We start from the raw sequence: 17,382 nt of genomic DNA, 5'->3' as shown, positions 1-17,382 counted from the left end.
GCGTGAAGAATCTTCACGCTGACGTGTGAAACGAACGGATGCTGTTTTGTGAAACGAGAGGTTGACGAAACACAGTGATGGGAAACGCCGCGAAGAGCCCCTACGAGCTCGCCAGCGAGGCGGCCGCCAGGCTCGGGATCGCCCTCGCGGCCTCCGAGCTCGCGACGCTGGCGTCCGACCACGACATGGGCGACGCGGAGGTCGGCGCGCTCGCCGTCACGTTCGACTACCTCGCGGAGAAGAGGAGGCGGGCGTCGATAGAGACGCTGCTCAGGCTGAGCCGGCTGCCGAGGAGGGAGCCCAAGACCTTCGACGGATTCGACTTCTCGAGGATACAGGGCCGCGACGCGTCGGCGCTGGCGAAGCCGACCTGCCCGATCGTGGACGAGGTGGGCAGGTGCACCTTCGACAGGGCGTGCACGGACCTCTTTTTCGATGTGATCGGCCGCCGATATGAGAAGGATGGGCCCAACACCATGATATTGACCAGCAACGTGGCGCCGAGCGCCTGGGACGAGTTCTTCACGGGCGACGACTCGCTGCTGTGCGCGCTCGACAGGGTGTTCGACAAGGCCTCCGTCTTCATGATGCGCGGCCCGGGCTACCGCGGGCGCGGGCTGGACACCTACTCCGTCGAGGCCGTCCCGCAGGCCACAAGGTGAGGGGCATGCAGCCCAAGGGAGTGTAGCGAGAACATAAGTTAGGAAACCGGTTGCCGGCGCATTGGCCAAAGTCGGCTGACTGGGATTGGCGATTATTGCTTGACTGGATGTGGTCAAATTAGCCCGACGCTAACAGTAGGCAGGCTCGGGGATCGCGACCTCAGGCGTTACACGGAGAGGCAGAAGAGGGCAACGGCCGGGTACCGCCTCTCCTGGTGGGAGGTACAATGCCCCCACCAGGCGAAAGCTAGGAGATCCCAAGTGCATATGTGCTTTCTCGTCCGACTGTCAGTCAACCCTCACGGTCCTTCGCATGAACCAACATTTCAGACACAATCGAATTGACGCCCAAGTCGAGATCATAGCGATAACGGCATTCAGCCCTTATCCGGAAGATTACACTTAGGGTAGCTCAGTGCTTGCTTTTTCTTTGTTGAGATGCCGTCAGCATATCCAAGTGGGCGAAGTGGTTCAATAGCCTTAGGCGCAATCTACACTACACATCCGCACCGACCGTCTAAACCTCATGCGCGAGCATGGTGACCACGAGCTGAGCGCGGACTGCCGCTCAACCGCCGTCTCCAAGCTCTAGAGCCCACATCACTACAAAGCTACGTTGAATCAACGCTTTACATTCATTCATAAGCTCCAAGAGAGCACTTCAAATAATCACCCCTCTATATTCTTAGCGTATTCGAAAAGCATAAGAACAAAGGGAAGCGAGAAGATGAGCGGAAGCGCATATCGTATTGATCCACAAGGAGCTGCAAATAGAACAGTTTCAAGAAATACTAGAGGGAGAGCTGAACAAACTATGCCCACCCGTATTCTGTTCTTTGAGAATGTATAGCAGTATAGAATTACCAGTAGAATAAAGTATGTTCCAGGCGTATATAAAACCGACAGAGGAAAAGACCGATGGAGTATATAAAGGGCATTGCGGAAAGTAGTGTTTAACTTACTGCCATCCTTCTCGTACAGCGACTTTGCAGAAGGACACCATCCTGCCGCGGCGAAGCTATCATGAGGGTCACAAAAGTACGGACAATCTTCGTACCAATATGTACCTGGTGTCGCTGGATACATATTCATCGTTGTGCGAAATACTGCCACTATTGAAGTGAGTGGATGCTCCCGGAACACCGTGAATGCAGCCATACAATATGACATTGTAGAAGAGCGGTCTTCTTCATCAACAGCCAAGAGACCCTTTGATGGGTCTGAAATATCTGGGACATAACTAGCTCCCACTTTTTTCAGACTAGCAGAATACGAATTCTCGAGTATTGATTTCGTATTTCCATCAATCTTTTGTCCAGCAGATAAGTTGGCACCAACAATTTGGGCAGGAATCGACAATACCTCCCTAGAGCCAAAATTTGCAACACCAAAGCTTGGGACTAGGACACGCATCCAAACGATGCTTGCTACCAATATGATTCCTACGATATTTATGATTTCACGCTTCTTTGTAATGAGAGCTAATACTAGCAAAGACGGAACAGCTAAGAAAATTCCGTTATTTCTTGTAAGCACAACCAGCAGAGCAACTATCGAAATTGCCCATGGGGTATAAATCTTGCTTTCAGGCAAGCTCCTTTGCTTCGATTCTAGAAAAAGGAATAATTGCATACAAAAGAGCGCCAATAAGAACGCATGGAGACCATCTTTGCCAACTGAGATGGTGTAGATAGGCACCAAGGGAAATAAAGCAAAAAAGGCAACCGAAAACACTCGAATAAGACGGGACTGAGAAAGTATATATATCCAACGTAATATTGTTACGCAAACAAATAGCGAAACGAAAATCTGCAGCAACGAAATTAGAAAAATGCCTGTAATTCCACTTGAATCAACACAATTACCTATCTTATACAGACTAGAAAATACAATTCCGACAAAGAAGGGAAATCGGTCGGTGAGTGGCACATCCCCATATCCGAAGAACTGTGCCAACTGGTTTGATTGGTCCGAGGTTATCGCACCTGGGAACCAAATAACAATATATGGCATCCAACATAAGAGCAAAATCAGGACTACTAATGGAATATCTATTGATTTGCAGGAAATTCCCAGAACATTCCCTGATGAGTATTCGTCCAACTTCCCAAACAGTAAGGATATCAAGGTCCAAATCCATACCGTATTACCGATGAGTGCGATGAGGAGAACTAACAGCGATACACTTTTAGTTATTTGATATTCAACGCTCTGCGCAAATATGATTTTCGAGAATACAAGTACTCCAGAGTCAGAGATAGGTTGTCCGATTGTGAAAATCATAGAGACGGCAAGCGCTGCCAACATTTCGAACAGCCTAGTGCGCGGTGTAACCATAACGGAGTAATGTCGTGACATTGCCTTCCAAAGCATTATCCCTAATACAACGACACAAATTATTCGAGCATTGTCGTATGGTTTTACAACAATGACACCGCTTTCCTGATATGTTAGGCATAGCGCCAGAGACATTGGCGCTAGCATCGCAAGATACTTAATTAAGCATTCATTAAATATACGTTTATCCACGATAATCCTTCACATAGATCCGCAGAATCTGGTGCTCGTATATGCACTACCTAATTTATTGTAGAAGAGATCTATTTCATAGTGCAAGACTAGTAGAAAACTGGATGAGTGCCCATGCGTATAATCTATTATAAAAGGATGTTTCACGCCCAAACAGAGGCACATTACAGTTTGATATAGCTTCCACTCGTTGAACGGGCGGGTTTTCATGCCACGATTTGAAAGGCACAGGTTAAAGCCATTAAATGGTAGCGATTCCGGAGGAAATTTAGGAATCGCTACGTCATATCTCCTTGATAGTACTCGTTGTAAACCATAGTACAGGCCACTACACTCATTATGGTTATTTTGAAATAGCGGCGTGAGATGCCGACTCAAAAACCATGTATTGGTCGTCACCCCACGCTGCACCATATTCAAGCACAAGTGTTTGTCTAGAAATCTAAATATGTTTCCCAAAAGTCCGTAGATGTAACTGTCTGTTTGATAGAAGAGTATTTCCCATAAATTGAATCTCTATTTGCTTCAAAGTATTTGAGATCATTTTCGAACCGGTGCCATATCTCTCTTCCCCTTGAATTATCGCGCCTTCGCAGCACTCCAGTCTTTTGCTGGATATTAATTGCTATAACGAAATCGGCGCCATAAAGCTTTCCGATTGGACAGCTCCAGCCGACACCTTCTACAACAGCCACACGATCAGACAAAGGCCTTAGACCGCCTTTGACCTGTCCATTGAGAGTGTCATTGAATCTCTTCAGCAGCAGCAGTTTATTCAATTTATTGCGAGAAACTTTATCTAAAGAAATATCACGAAGTATTTCATCTGTTCCGATAGTATCAATGTCGATACCAACTTCATTCTCAACTACCGGCTTTAGCTTATTTAAAGAGACTTGTACTTCCTTATTTCTGTTAGCTTCCATGAAACGCTTTTCAGCATAGTCTTTCGACATAAAACTACTGGGGCCGTTCAAGAAGTCTTCAAAGCCCTGAACAGCGAGTAGAGCGTCTTTATAATTGAACTTTACAAGTTCAATTCGAATGTTCCTTTCAATCTCCTTAACAAAATTAGTTAGCGGTGCAACTCCAGTGATTGCCTGCCCAGTTATTCCGTTGCGAATCGTTTGATATCTTTCTACCCCAGCGTTATACCTCATGTAGAAAGCAAGATGCCAGATACATATCCCATTCAAGGTCATGATGTGTGGATTGCACCGAAGTCCGTACTCCGCATCATCAAATCTGACAAAAAATGGCAAGGGCATTCCGTGCTTTCTAATGACAGACACTGGGATGCAGCAGTACCACCAAGCTGCATACCTCTGCTTCAAATCAGGCCAGGTGCGATAATCTGGCTCAAAGCTTTCGCTTGTAACGCAGTCATGCAAGTTACTCATTCGAAGTACAGGCTTGAGCGACTGATAAACACCAGCCTCAGTCATATAACCAATATCTTCCCAATGGATATCTGGCTCATCGAAGTTCATCATAGCGCCACTAACGAACGCTTCCGAATACTCGTCATTTACAATCCTTAGCAACGAATAGGTTCTCTTAATGCTTTCTGGAGATACCTCAACGTCATCATCCATCAGCAGTACGTGGGTAACACCCTCCTGCTTTTGCGCAAGAAGCATGCCATATGCAAACCCACCAGAACCTCCAACGTTTCTATTGGGGTAGACGGATATGCCATCACCAGAAAGCTGCTGAGAATCAAGAGTGCGCCCATTATCAATAACGAACATCCTGAAATGCGTTGCGACTTCATCATCGCAACCGAGTATCTGCTTTCTAACAAGTTCTATATTATGTTCAATAAAGCGTTCTTTCTTGAACGTTGTCGTAGAGAGGGCGAGCTCTACTGTCCTCAACTCCTCTTCTTCAACCAGAGCAGTGTAGAAGCTGTCTTTAAGATAAACGTCTCCCGTCGAATGGATTTGGAATCCCTCGAGCACGTCACCGTCACAGTTTGGCAGGTCAATCTCAACTTCGTGCCAATTTGATGACTCTGCTACATTCATTTCCATAAGAACGGATGGGTAGTAATCGAACCGATCTGCATGGGTTATCTTAATTGTGCAGCTCGCGCCCTTCAAGTGGAGGTGCAGTCTGTATCCCTTTGCCGATGTGTATCGATTGTATTTCATCACGCTTAGCCCATTGAAGAATGTGGTGAAGTCAAAAGCGCCGGTTCCACCGGTTCCTTGCATTTTCCAGCCGTCGGCACATGGAACAACTGCTCCATCTGACCTGACATATAGCAACGGAGTCGCTCTGAACTGCCTCGTGTCCTCCAACAATACATTTGCAATTTTGAATTCAATCACTTATTACACCAATCCTCAATAGTATTCGAATCTGCTGAGAAATAACCTGAGTTAAAGCGAAAAGGGCCTCCATCGATATCTGTCGTCTTCGTAGCATCTGCTTATTGTCAGACTATCAAGATATGACAAATCGTATGCAGATTGTGCTGCCTTGATTGGTTAAAAACGTTTCACTATTTCCTTCATCACACAACTAGGCTGCAAGCAGTTGCTTAATAACTGCTGCAATGCTCTCTCCGTAACCGTCGCCGGGGACCGCCCACTTGCCACTGAGAGAGCCGACAGTTGGGGCGCACCCCCTGGTAACATACTTGAAGCGCGGGTCGACGCAGGCGTTGGCCAATGGCTCCGTGCTCGCATATGCCTTGAGATGCTGAACCTGGGCACGAATGCCGGTCCGCACGTCTTCGAATGCGTAGCCGCGACCGTAATCGGTCGAGGGGCCGTCAGCCGAGTTGCCCGTTGCGCCCAGTCCGGCAAAGTTGCACTTCTCCGCCGTGACCAAGCCGCCGAACTTGAGCCAGCCCGTCTCGTGCATGGCTTGGCTAAAGACAACCTCGGCTCGGACGCCCTCGGCTGTCGCCTCTTCAACCAGAATCCTTGCGAAGTCCTCGATAGTAGCTGCGCCCTTGCTGCTGTACACGCTCGCAGGGTAAACCGCGCCCTTCTCCTTGAAGAAACGGACGATTTGTGCTGCGTTCGTACGTGTAACGCCCATGATTGTCGTATTTATGCCGTCTTGCGAGGATGCCTCCCCGCGATTCTTCAGGTTCGTGGAGCCAGAGGAAGAAATCCCACCGCTCGTGCCATACATCTGAATGATGCCGTCAGCGTCAGCCTCGCCAAGCTTCTTGAGGAAGGAATCGCTTGAGAACAGAGCAGCATCATGGGGGTTCGTAATGAACCCATGCTCGATGATCACGCCGAGCATGCCCCTTTGGCGAGCGTAACGCACGATGCCGTAGTAGTCCGCAACAGAACCGTCTGCGTACTTTGACTGATCAGAGCCATCCTGCGGATAGTTTCGCTCGAGGAAGCCATCGTTCTCGATACCGAGCTCAGCGATGTTCTGAAGCACATAGGAACCAAGCCTACGGCCTTCGTTATGGAGCCAATTGTTGTAGGAGCTCGCATTAGGCGTAAGCACGAGCGCGCCCTGCGCAGACGAATCTGCACTGTTGATATGGACGCTGACGATTGCTTTAGCGTTCGCGCTAACGGCACGGAGCACACGATCCTTGACGGATACCGACTCGTTCTGGGTCTTCGTGAAATAGACCCCTACTCCCCTTGAGACGAGTCTCTCGCGGAGCGCGGAAGCAATCTTCCACGTTAGCGTGCTCTCTTGGAGGCCGTTGCCCGACGCACCGGGGTCGCTTCCACCATGACCCGGATCTACTGCGATGAGATACGAGACGACCGCAAAGGGTTTGAGGAGCCAACACTGGTAAGCAAGGTCAGTCCACGTTTGTGCGGATACGTTTGATCCGCTCACAGAGCCCGAGGCCGTGCCAAGTACCGTTCCCAATGCAGACTTGACCACAATGCCATAGTTGCCGATCTCAAAGAACCATCTTTGCGCATTCGTCCCGTTACCGGCATACTGCCAGACGTTCGCGCCATCCTGGCCGGACGCACCGCTAATGTCGAGTGCCTTTCCGGAATTGCGAGAGAGAATTGCAAACCAGCCGTCACCATCGGAGCTGATGATCCAACGCTGGGCCTTTGTGCTGTTTGAGCTGTATACCTGAACGTTTGCCCCGTCAGAGGTGGATGAGCCATTGACGTCGAGCCGGAGCCCCGTATTGGTTGCTGGCGCGAACTCGTACTCGCCACTGAAGTCAAGGGTAGTGTCCGCGAATTTCCAGCCCCAGTTAGAAAGATTGCCCGTACCGAGCGTCAGCATAGGATTCGCATACAGGAACCTACCGGAAGCAACCTCATCCAGCACCAGTCCGACGCCGGGTTGGAAGCCCATGCTCCACGTAGCAGCCTGAGGATACTCGACCTGGACCACTGCGCTGCCGGACGGTGCAAGATACTTGCCAGAGCCAACGCTCTGTAACGTGTAGGCATCCCCGAAGGAGCCACCAACGTCATGGAGGTACCACTTCTGCGCGATTGTGCCGTTTGAAGCATATGTCTGAATCTTGGTGCCCGACGCCCACGACGCCGAGGGGACATCTATCACGCGACCATTACCGCGGTTCGAAATCTGATACATACCAGAGGGAATCTCATACCGAACCAGGCTCCAAAGCGCGGCATTTGCGAGCGAGGTCGTGGTGAGCTTACCCCCCGAAACCGCAAGGGCAAGGTTCGCGTAGGGCGAGATGATTGAATACGTACCGTTGGCGCCCTCCCGGAAGATCCATAGCTGATTCTTGTCGCCATTGCCGTAAGCCCATTGCTGGACCTTGCCGCCCGGAAGCACGTCCCCGTTGTCGAGGTCGAGCGCGGCGATTGAGTTAAGGTTGCTGACGTGATAGTAGCCGGTGGACTTATCGTAGTTGATGGCGAATACCTGGGCCTGTGTTCCGTTGGCTGCATAGGTCTGAAGCTGTTGGCCATTTGCCGTGGAGGCGCTGGGGACATCAATGGCCTTTCCATCGGCCGTCTTGATGATATACAGGCCGTCGGCTACGACCTGACCTTCGGACGCAATCGCCGTCGGCGTTGCGAAAGTGAACACAAACTTCTGCGCCGATGTGCCGTTCGCCGTATAGACATCGGCGTTTGCGCCATTGGCCGTGGAGCCACCCCAGAGGTCGAGAACAAGGTTCCTACCCAAGGCGGACCTAAGCGTTAGGGTGCCATCGCCGTTGGAGACGATGACCCAGCGCTGAGCGTTTGAGTTGTTGGAGTCGTACTGTTGGACGTTCGTGCCAGCTGTGGTGCCAGCAGCATAGACGTCGAGCACCTTACCGGATCCAACGTTCCTGACGGTGCGCCAGGGCGTACCGTCAGACGCCACGGAGGTAGATACCGCCCAACGCTGTGCACCCGTGCCGTTGCTAGTCCAGACCTGGACGTTTCCGCCATTCTGCTTGCTGGCGGCATACACGTCCAGGACCGAGCGGACGTTCTCGGAGGCCGAGATGACGTAGGTGCCGTCGGCGAGATCCGCGACATGCTTCTTTGCGAGCATGGCCACACCGCTGGTCATCCAAGGGTCGCTCTCCTCATCCGCAAGGCTCACGAACGTGAACCGCTGGGCAGCAGTCCCGTTGGACGCCCAGATTCCCACGTTGGTCCCATTGGCAAGGCGTCCGCCGCTCACGTCCAGGACGAAGTCACCCTGGAGTGCAGAGCGCAGGAGGTAACCAGAGCGGCCCTGCGCCTTCGCGTCCTGCACGAGCTGCCACCACTGAGCCGAGCTACCATTGGCCGCATACTGCTGCACGTTAGCGCCGGATTTCGCGAGGGCGCCATACACGTCGAGCACCTTGCCGGAGTTTAGGTTTACCAAGCGCACCATACCGTAATACTTGCTGTTTTTGTCGCGATTGTATGTGAGACGCCAGTGCTGAGCGTCCGTCCCGTTCTCCTCGTAAATCTGTACGTTGGCACCGTCGTACTTGGAAGCGGCACTTACGTCAAGCGCCATGTGGCTGCCGCTGCCGGACACGATGGCATAGGTGCCCTCGGGAAGCTTGGCCTCTCCTGGAACAGATGCATCCTCGGACGCCGCGGCGGGTGACGCGTCGCTGACGGCAGCCTTGGCACCCACCGAGACATCGGCAGCGTCGCTCTTCGTGTCTGTTTGCGGATTAGGCGAGGTCACTTCCGTCGTGTCGGCAACGCTATTATCCGCGTCTCCATGAGCGCCGGTTCCACCGATGGCGACACTTTTCCCTACAGCGTCGCCACCATTTACGACAGCATCCGCTCCCCGGGCGGCGTCTGTAGCGGCATTGCCGGAGTCGGAAGGTGACGTGGGCGTCTCCTCGCTTGCGGACGGAATCGCTGACTGCGTCGATTCCTGGTTCGTGGTTGCGTCGGGCTGCTGCAGCCCCTCCACGACAGATGCGGGGACAACCGCAACCTGCGCGACTGTCCCCTGCTGGTTATCCTCTTCCGCCTTCGCAACAGCCGGCGCCACGCTGACCGCAAGAGCGGACACGAGCGAAACGCCCGCTGCCACCACAAGCACATGCCTCGCAAAGCCATGTGTTCGCACACGGCGTGTCGAAACGTCAGATTCCATGCTACGCACCCTTCCTCTGGTTCTCCTCGTCATAGATGCGCATGACTTCCAGCTCCCAAGAGCGCCTCTGCCCCTTGACTGAGGTGTCCAGGATGAGGCCGCAAACAAACATCATGGCCGCAAGCCCACAGAACGCCACTGCCACAATAGCCGTGGGCAGACGCGGCACCAATCCCGTCGCCTGGAACTCAGTGATGACCGGAACGCCCACACAGAGGCCAATGACGAGCAAAATCAGTGCAAGTATGGAGAAGAACGGCATCGGCTTATAGTCCTTGAAGAGCGAGAAGATCATCTTGAGGACCTTCATACCGTCGCCCACAGTGTTGAGCTTGGACTCGGAGCCCTCTGGCCTATCGCGGTATACGATGGGTACCTGGGCAATGCGCCAGCGCTTGTCCACCGCATGGATGGAGAGCTCGGTCTCGATCTCGAAGCCCGGCGAGAGCACGGGAAGGGTCTTCGCGAACACGCGGTTGTAAGCCCGATAACCGGTCATAACATCGTTGTACTCGAAGCCATACAGCCACTTGATAAGGGTGCGTACGAGGTCGTTGCCAAATCCGTGCCCCGCGCGCTTGTTCTCCTCGCCATACGTGCCATTGGAGAGTCGGTCGCCCACCACATGGTCCGCGACGCCGTTGATAAGAGGCCTCAGCAGTTCCGGCGCAGCATCCGCAGGATACGTATCGTCACCGTCAACCATAATGTAGTAGGGAGCGTCGATGTCACGCATCATCTGGCGCACGACGTTGCCCTTGCCTTGTCGTGGCTCCAGACGCACCACGGCGCCATGCTCGCGCGCGATCTCGCCCGTTCCGTCGCTCGAGTTGTTGTCATACACGTAAATTGTGGCGCCCGGTAGTGACTGCTTGAAATCGTCTATCACCTTTGCGATGGTGATGGCCTCGTTGTAGCACGGGATGAGGACGGCCACGTCCTCCCATGTGCGTGTGCTCAGATCCTGCTTTTCCATGTGCTGCTGCTCTTCTCTCTTGAGTTACAGACACAGTAAGGATAGCAGAACGCACCTGGGAAGCCCCACGTGACATGGGGCTTACCAGTGTATGCCACAATCGTGACAGCAGCCGAAAACTTGCTAGATTGCACCGACCCAATTTCGTCTGGTCTTGCGCTCGGCTACGAGAGCTCGCTCTCCTCACCGCGGATGATGCCATATTCGTACATGTCCACGAACTCGCCATCCTTGTAACAAGCCTGACGCCGCGCCCCCTCGCGCACGAAGCCGCACTTTTCATACAGACCGATGGCAGCCTCGTTCGTCGCAAGAACACTCAGCTCCACACGCCTTAGGTTTAGGTCGTAAAAGGCGTGACGCAGCATGAACAGCACGGCGAAGGTTCCCATGCCCCTGCCGCGGTTCTCGGTCGACCCGATCATGATGTGTAGCGTGGCAGACTGCCGCAGGTAATCGATGCCCGCAAGCGTAACGAGCCCAAGGATATCGTCGTCACCCTCTACGATTGCACAGCGCACGCACGTTTTGCGCGACCTCATGTAAGCATCGAACCATGCCTCGTCGACCTCTTGGTTTATAAACCTGTACGGTGCGCCCAGGCACGAGATGAGCTCTCGGTCAGCCCTCCACCCATTAATTGCGGGGATGTCCTTACGCTCGAGTTCCCTCAGTCGGTAGCCCACGTCCCTCTCCCCCTTCGCTCGCAAGGCCTCTCTGCGTCGTCGTTTCACCACATGCGACACAGCGACAGTACACGTAGCGCGCTCAGTCTACGAGCACGCGAATGCGCTCCGATATTCCGTCCAGCAGGCGCTCCATCTGCTCCACGTCGTCAAAGCGCAGGAACACTATGCCAACTGCCTTGTTCGCGCCGTCGAAACGACTCACATGGTCGCCTTCGGTCAGATACATCACCGTTCTGTACACGTGGTCCTCGATGTCCGCGGAAAGCTCCAAGCCCGCGAACGTGCCCTCGCGGCGCGCGTGGGGCACGTAGGTGCAGACCGCCCTGCGGCTGCCGTCGAACGTGACGTCCATCGAGTCGTCACCCATGGCGTAGCGAACGTTGGCCTCCACCAGGTCGATCCCGCTGATGTCGGAAAGCTGCACGGGAATCATGTTTCCGCCTGCGCGCGCACCCAACTCCAAGAAATACGGCACGTTACCCGGACCTACTATGACCTCGACGTTGAACTCGCCAAACTGAATGTCCAGGCTCGTGACGAGGTCCTGTATCTGCCCGCGAACAGCCCGCTCCTGCACAGCCGTAAGACCAGAGGGATTACGCTCGCCCACCGGCACAAGTCCACCAAGTTCCTCGTCGCGCAGGCAGCTCATGAGGCCCCAGAAGCGGACCTCCCCGCGCGCCACGAAGATGTCCCCGCCCACGACACGGGGAAAACCATAGCTGATGTACTCTTCCAGCTCGAGGATTCCGTTGCGCGAGAAGGACCTGGCATGCGCAAGCGCGCGATCGAAGCTTGCCACGTCCGCCACGTCCAAGACCGAGATACCCTTGGAGCCGCTGGAGTCCGTGGGCTTGAGCACCACGGGCAGGCGCATGTCGCGTGCAAGCCGCGCCAACTCCACACCGTCCACCGCGGTTGCATCCACCTCGCGCGATGCTGGGCACGGAAAGCCGTGGGCATGCAGGTGCCTGCGGAAGAGGTTCTTGCGGCTGAGTACCTCGACGGAGCGCAGCGGGTTGGTAGGTAGCCCCAACTCCTCGGCAACGTAGGCCGCGGTGGGCGCCGCGGGATCCGACGCGTAGGCGAGCACGCCTCGGGCATGCTCGCGCCGCGCCACCTCGAGCACGGCCTCCCTGTCCGTCGTGCTCGTGGAGTAGGCCACGTCGGCAACGTACTGGCCGGGATTGTCCGGCAGATAGTCGCACACCACCGTGCGGTATCCCAGGCGCTTTGCCGTCTCTATCGCCACGACCTGCTGCCGCGACCCTCCCAGAAGGAGGATAGTGTCCTTCTCGCCTGCGTCCTGCTGCATGTGATCCAAGTCCCCCGCGTTCCTAGTGACTGATTGCGTTGCGACGCCTGATGCCATCTGCGTCGAGCGCGGCGATGGCGTCCATCTTGCGCTGGAAGTAGTCGTGCAGGAGCGGGTCCTTCATGAAGGGCCTATAGACCTGCAGGTACTTCGGGCCGGGGTGGGAGTTGATCTCGATGAGCTTGGGTCCGTCCGGCGTGACGCAGAGGTCGAAGCCCATGTACTCCACCGGGCCCAGGCGTTCGCACAGGCCAAGCACCATGTCGCGCGTCTTGTCCCAGTTTGGCCAGATGCCAGAGCCGCTCGCGCCAGTGTCCGGGTTGACCTCGGACGGAACGACCTTGTTGCCATAGACAATCCTGCCGTCAAAGAAACGGCCGGTTTCGTGGTCGAAGTTCGTGTGGTACATGTAGACGTCGGCCCGCCAGGGCTCCTCGAAGTTCGCCTTGCTGTCGTCGTTGTTTGTGCCCGTGGCAAACCGCATGTAGCCGCCCGCTATGACGGGATCTGCGCCAGACTCGTTGAGGGTGATCAGGCGCAGCGTGTGGATTACGGGGCTGATCTTCTCCATCCCCATGCCGGGATGGAAGAACTCCGTGTAGACGTCGTTTGGGTGCTCCGCCACAAAGCGCCTGACGTCCTCCTCCGTAGCAGGCTTGTTGTCCACCAGGTAGGTGCCGTCCTTGTAGCCCAGCTTGTTGAAGCCCATCGCACGCCAGCCGTTGCAGGGCTTGCACGCAAACTCGCCCTTCTCGCGCAGGACTTCAAGGAAGCCGTCCATGCCCTTGCGACCTCCCGCCTCAAGCAGCGGCACGAGCCTGCCACCGTCGTTATAGTAGTAGTACTCGGGCAGGAACCTGTCATACTCCGTACCCGCGAGCGCGTACTTGAGGGTCAGCTTGTCGTTGATCCAGATACGCTGCCACGAGTTGAGCGGCCACACACGAAAGTAGTCGTAGTCTGGCAGGTAGTCGCCTATGTTGTCCTCGTTCAGGCCGAAGGCGCAGGCGGACTCGACGCAGAAGCCGTGGCTATGCGCCCAGGAGCGATACGCCGGGTCGAACATGTCGTTGTCGTCCTCGAACAGCAGCATGTTGAGGTACTTGTCGGCCATCCTGCGCGCAAAGCCGTCCTTGAGCAGCGCGCTCGTCTGATTCTGGACAATCCTGGCCATAGGTGCCTCCCATTGGTGTGGGTTTTCGTTATAGTCGCAAGTTCGCATACTACTATAAGCCCAAAGATTGCCGCGGGGCTATTCCGCGGACGAGACGTGGCAATGGGGAGAAGAGCATGCACCACAAAGAAATCGGCGGCTATCTTGAACTAGAGCACTTCTGCGGAAGCGAATACCACGAGGGCGCCGTCGCCTTAAACGCCGCCCGCTCCTGCCTGCTCTACCTCTTGGAGGCACATGGCGTCCAAAGCATTTGGATACCCATGTACCTGTGCGACTCCGTAGGCGAGAGCTGCAAGGCGGCGGGAGTCGCCATTCGCACATACGATGTGACCAAAGATTTCAAACCCGACTACCACACGATTAACCTAGCCGCAGGAGACTATCTCTACCTCGTCGACTACTATGGCCAGCTTGCGCAGGACGACGTCCTTGAAGCACGGGACTTTTGTGATGGCAAGCTGATACTCGATGAGGTCCAGGCATTCTTCCGGCTTCCGCTGCCCGGCATAGACACGCTCTACTGTTGCCGAAAGTTCTTTGGCGTGCCAGACGGCGGCTATCTCTACACGAACGCGCGACTCGACCACACGCTGCCGCAAGCGAAGTCGACACAGCACGCGTTGCATCTTCTGGGGCGCATGGACGACGGCGCGAACGCCCACTATGGCGAATACTCTGCAAGCGAGCATCTCTTTGCAGGCGAACACATGTCTGCCATGAGCGAAATCACCCACAACCTACTACGGGGTATCGATTACAAGGCTGTCGCGGAGTCTCGACTGAGGAACTTCCTATTTGTGCACGACCGTCTTGGCGAGAAGAACGAGCTTATGCCAGTCGCACGCCCGGGCGCCTTCATGTATCCCCTTCTTGTGAGGGACGCCTCCCCCATACGGTCGGCCATGCAACAGAGGAAGATCTATGTCCCCACGCTCTGGCCGGGAGCCACCACGCTGGAAGGCATGTCAGGAAGGCTGTCACGCGACATCCTTCCCCTGCCCATAGATCAGCGTTACGGCGAGGAAGACATGGAGTATATGTGCGATATGGTGGAGGAGCTGCTGAAACGCGGTCGGCGCTAGGCTTAGGGCGCTCAAGCCGTATACCTAGCGAACCTCCACGCTCACAAGGTGAGACGACTCAGCCAAAAGCTCTCGCATGACGTCAGCGCTCGGGAACCTAAGGAAGAGTATCCCCAGTGCCTTTGACCCGTTCACGAACTTCTCCACGCGATCGCCCTCATGCACGAACACCTGAGTGCGATAGACGTACCGCTTGAGCGCGGGGTCAACATGTACGCCGGCGAAGCTGCCACTACTCTTTGCATGAAGAACCAAGGTGGCGACTGCGTCTCCGGTCCCAGCCGCAGGGTCGAAGTCGACGGCACAATCGAAGTCCCCCATCGCGCAACGTACGCTAGCCTGTGTCAGGTTCACGCCGCTTACATCCTGTAGCTGCAGGGGCAGCATGTTGCCGCCCGCACGCCCACCGAGTTCGATGATGTAGGGCTTCCCATCCCTACCGATTATCACCTCTAGATTCATCTCGCCAAAACGAAGTCCAAGGCTCGTGACCAATCCTTGGACTTCGCTCTTCAGGAGATCGGCCTTGTCGACAGGAAGTCCGCTGGGAAACGCCTCCCCCACGGGAACGAGTCCACCCAGAGACTCGTCTCGAACGGCGTCCATGAGCCCCCAGAACCGTACACGCCCGTCGATCACAAAGATGTCCCCGCCAATAACGTAAGGGTATCCACGCTCGAGATACTCCTCGCACAGCAGTATTCCGTTTCGGGAGAACTCCGTCGCAGCCGTGATGGCCGCATCGAACGATGCCGCATCCGGCGCCGGGACGACCGTCACCCCCTTGGAGCCGCTCGAGTCCGTTGGCTTCAAAATCACGGGAAACCTCATGCCCCGGCAGAGCTCCAGCACCGAGCGGCCGTCCTTCTCGGTCGGGAATGACACCGCCTTGGGACAGTTGAAGCCATTCTTTGCCAAGTAGGGACGGAACAGGTACTTCTCGCTCAGCGTGTTTATCGATGCAAGGGGATTGGTGGGAAGCCCCAGTGCCTCTGCTACGTAGCCAGCCGACGGCAGCGCGGCATCCGATCCAAACGACAGAATGCCATCTATCTTCTCGTGTCGGGCGACATCGAGCATTTTTGCCCGATCGGTAGTGCTCTCCTGATAGAAGACGTCTGCCACAAACTGCCCTGGGTTATCTGGCAGATAATCACAGAGCACTGTCCTGTAGCCCAACCGCTTTGCCTCTTCTATGGCCGGCACCTGATGACGGGCGCCACCAAGAAGCATGAGGGTCCTAGGCATAGAACTCCTTCACTGCGTCGATAACTGCCGAGCGGTCCGCCGGGGTAAGGCCATAGTACATGGGCAGGCGAACGAGACGGTCGCTTTCGCTCGTTGTGTAGACGTCCTCGCCGCAGAACCGACCGAACTTTTTTCCGGCGGGCGAGCTGTGGAGCGGCACATAGTGGAAGACCGCCTGAATATCCCTTTCCTTTAGGTATGCAATAAGCGCCGTACGCTCTTCCAAGTCACGCGTCTTGAGGTAGAACATGTGCGCGTTGTGGACGCATTCCTGAGGGATCGTCGCAAGTTCGATCTTTCCCTCGCGTGCCAGCGGGGAAAGTCCTTCGCAGTAGTCATCCCAGCTTGCCATGCGGTTGTCGTTTATCTGGTCCGCATGCTCAAGCTGTGCGTAGAGGTATGCGGCGTTCATGTCGCTCTGCAAGTAGGATCCACCGCGGTCAACCCATGTGTATTTGTCGACCTGATGGCGGAAGAACCTCTGCCGATTGGTGCCCTTCTCGCGAATGATCTCCGCGCGCTCTATGTATGCAGGGTCATTCACGAGGATGGCGCCGCCCTCGCCCATCGAGTAATTCTTGGTCTCATGGAACGAATAGCAGCCAAACGTTCCGATGGTGCCCAGCGCGCGACCCTTGTAGGTGCTCATGACGCCCTGCGCCGCATCCTCCACAACCAGGAGGTCGTGACGATGCGCGATGTCCACGATCTTGTCCATCTCGCAGGCAACGCCAGCGTAGTGGACGGCCACAATCACTCGCGTACGGTCCGTTATCGCCGCCTCGATCTTTGTCTCGTCAATGTTCATGGTATCGGGCCTGATATCCACGAACACCAAGGTTGCACCCATCATCTGGAATGCAGTCGCTGTAGAAGAGAATGTGAAGCTTGGGAGAATGACCTCGTCACCAGGCTTGAGATCGCAGAGGATGGCAGCCATCTCGAGTGCTGCAGTGCCGCTCGTTGTCAGGAGGGCCTTCCGTGCACCAAAGCGATCCTCGAGCCATTTGTGGCACTTCATGCTGAAAGGTCCGTCACCACAAATCTTGTGGTTCTTCTCGCACGCCTCGCGGACGTACTCCATCTCGCACCCAACAAAAGGCGGTACGTTGAAGTTAATCAAAGGAAACCTCCTAGGAGAGACATGACACACTGGACCACACC

11 protein-coding genes are annotated in these 17,382 nt (G+C 55.1%); 2 read left to right on the top strand and 9 right to left on the bottom strand.

Annotated elements, in window-relative coordinates:
- Window positions 1–77 precede the first annotated feature (77 nt).
- Window positions 78–662, top strand: a complete 585-nt coding sequence (locus HF885_RS09450) for an ATP-binding protein (RefSeq protein ID WP_235927396.1) — start codon at window positions 78–80, stop codon at window positions 660–662.
- A gap of 669 nt (window positions 663–1,331) precedes the next feature.
- Here the strand turns inward: HF885_RS09450 and HF885_RS09445 are convergent.
- The 7 genes from HF885_RS09445 to HF885_RS09415 all read right to left on the bottom strand — a co-directional run bounded on the left by HF885_RS09445 (window position 1,332) and on the right by HF885_RS09415 (window position 13,885).
- On the bottom strand, window positions 1,332–3,191 hold the full coding sequence (locus HF885_RS09445; protein ID WP_170104682.1) for a DUF6020 family protein: 1,860 nt from the start codon (window positions 3,189–3,191) through the stop codon (window positions 1,332–1,334).
- Window positions 3,192–3,625: 434 nt separating this feature from the next.
- Window positions 3,626–5,524 (bottom strand): glycosyltransferase, encoded by a 1,899-nt coding sequence (locus HF885_RS09440; protein WP_170104681.1) that lies wholly within the window; start codon window positions 5,522–5,524, stop codon window positions 3,626–3,628.
- 193 nt (window positions 5,525–5,717) lie between these two features.
- Window positions 5,718–9,731 (bottom strand): RICIN domain-containing protein, encoded by a 4,014-nt coding sequence (locus HF885_RS09435; RefSeq protein WP_170104680.1) that lies wholly within the window; start codon window positions 9,729–9,731, stop codon window positions 5,718–5,720.
- Between the two features lies 1 nt (window position 9,732).
- Window positions 9,733–10,707 carry a glycosyltransferase gene (locus tag HF885_RS09430; RefSeq protein WP_170104679.1) on the bottom strand — a complete coding sequence of 325 codons (975 nt, stop codon included), beginning with the start codon at window positions 10,705–10,707 and terminating at the stop codon, window positions 9,733–9,735.
- A gap of 164 nt (window positions 10,708–10,871) precedes the next feature.
- Window positions 10,872–11,393: a GNAT family N-acetyltransferase gene (locus tag HF885_RS09425; protein WP_170104678.1), complete on the bottom strand. Its 522-nt coding sequence runs from the start codon at window positions 11,391–11,393 to the stop codon at window positions 10,872–10,874.
- 82 nt (window positions 11,394–11,475) lie between these two features.
- The gene (locus HF885_RS09420; protein WP_170104677.1) at window positions 11,476–12,711 is read right to left on the bottom strand and encodes an ATP-grasp domain-containing protein; all 1,236 of its coding nucleotides are present in this window, start codon (window positions 12,709–12,711) and stop codon (window positions 11,476–11,478) included.
- A 22-nt stretch (window positions 12,712–12,733) separates the two neighbouring features.
- Window positions 12,734–13,885 (bottom strand): sugar-transfer associated ATP-grasp domain-containing protein, encoded by a 1,152-nt coding sequence (locus HF885_RS09415; RefSeq protein ID WP_170104676.1) that lies wholly within the window; start codon window positions 13,883–13,885, stop codon window positions 12,734–12,736.
- A 116-nt stretch (window positions 13,886–14,001) separates the two neighbouring features.
- On the opposite strand from HF885_RS09415, the gene HF885_RS09410 reads away from it, so the two are divergent.
- Window positions 14,002–14,970: a hypothetical protein gene (locus tag HF885_RS09410; RefSeq protein ID WP_170104675.1), complete on the top strand. Its 969-nt coding sequence runs from the start codon at window positions 14,002–14,004 to the stop codon at window positions 14,968–14,970.
- 24 nt (window positions 14,971–14,994) lie between these two features.
- Here HF885_RS09410 and HF885_RS09405 read toward each other — a convergent pair whose 3' ends face one another.
- Complete coding sequence (locus HF885_RS09405; RefSeq protein WP_170104674.1) at window positions 14,995–16,218, bottom strand: hypothetical protein; 1,224 nt, start codon at window positions 16,216–16,218, stop codon at window positions 14,995–14,997.
- A complete protein-coding gene (gene rffA, locus HF885_RS09400; RefSeq protein ID WP_170104673.1) occupies window positions 16,211–17,341 on the bottom strand; it encodes a dTDP-4-amino-4,6-dideoxygalactose transaminase in 1,131 nt (376 codons plus the stop codon). Before rffA ends, HF885_RS09405 begins: the two co-directional genes overlap by 8 nt.
- Window positions 17,342–17,382: the final 41 nt, after the last annotated feature.

Source organism: Parafannyhessea umbonata (genome assembly GCF_012844235.1).
GTDB lineage: Bacteria > Actinomycetota > Coriobacteriia > Coriobacteriales > Atopobiaceae > Parafannyhessea.
This window is presented reverse-complemented; position numbering and strand designations above follow the sequence as displayed.

Bases quoted from the DNA above. Each gene is read 5' to 3' on its own strand.
- HF885_RS09450 (WP_235927396.1), top strand. From the start codon at position 78: ATGGGAAACGCCGCGAAGAGCCCCTACGAGCTCGCCAGCGAGGCGGCC.
- HF885_RS09435 (WP_170104680.1), bottom strand. From the start codon at position 9,731: ATGGAATCTGACGTTTCGACACGCCGTGTGCGAACACATGGCTTTGCG.
- HF885_RS09430 (WP_170104679.1), bottom strand. From the start codon at position 10,707: ATGGAAAAGCAGGATCTGAGCACACGCACATGGGAGGACGTGGCCGTC.
- HF885_RS09420 (WP_170104677.1), bottom strand. From the start codon at position 12,711: ATGCAGCAGGACGCAGGCGAGAAGGACACTATCCTCCTTCTGGGAGGG.
- HF885_RS09415 (WP_170104676.1), bottom strand. From the start codon at position 13,885: ATGGCCAGGATTGTCCAGAATCAGACGAGCGCGCTGCTCAAGGACGGC.
- HF885_RS09410 (WP_170104675.1), top strand. From the start codon at position 14,002: ATGCACCACAAAGAAATCGGCGGCTATCTTGAACTAGAGCACTTCTGC.
- HF885_RS09405 (WP_170104674.1), bottom strand. From the start codon at position 16,218: ATGCCTAGGACCCTCATGCTTCTTGGTGGCGCCCGTCATCAGGTGCCG.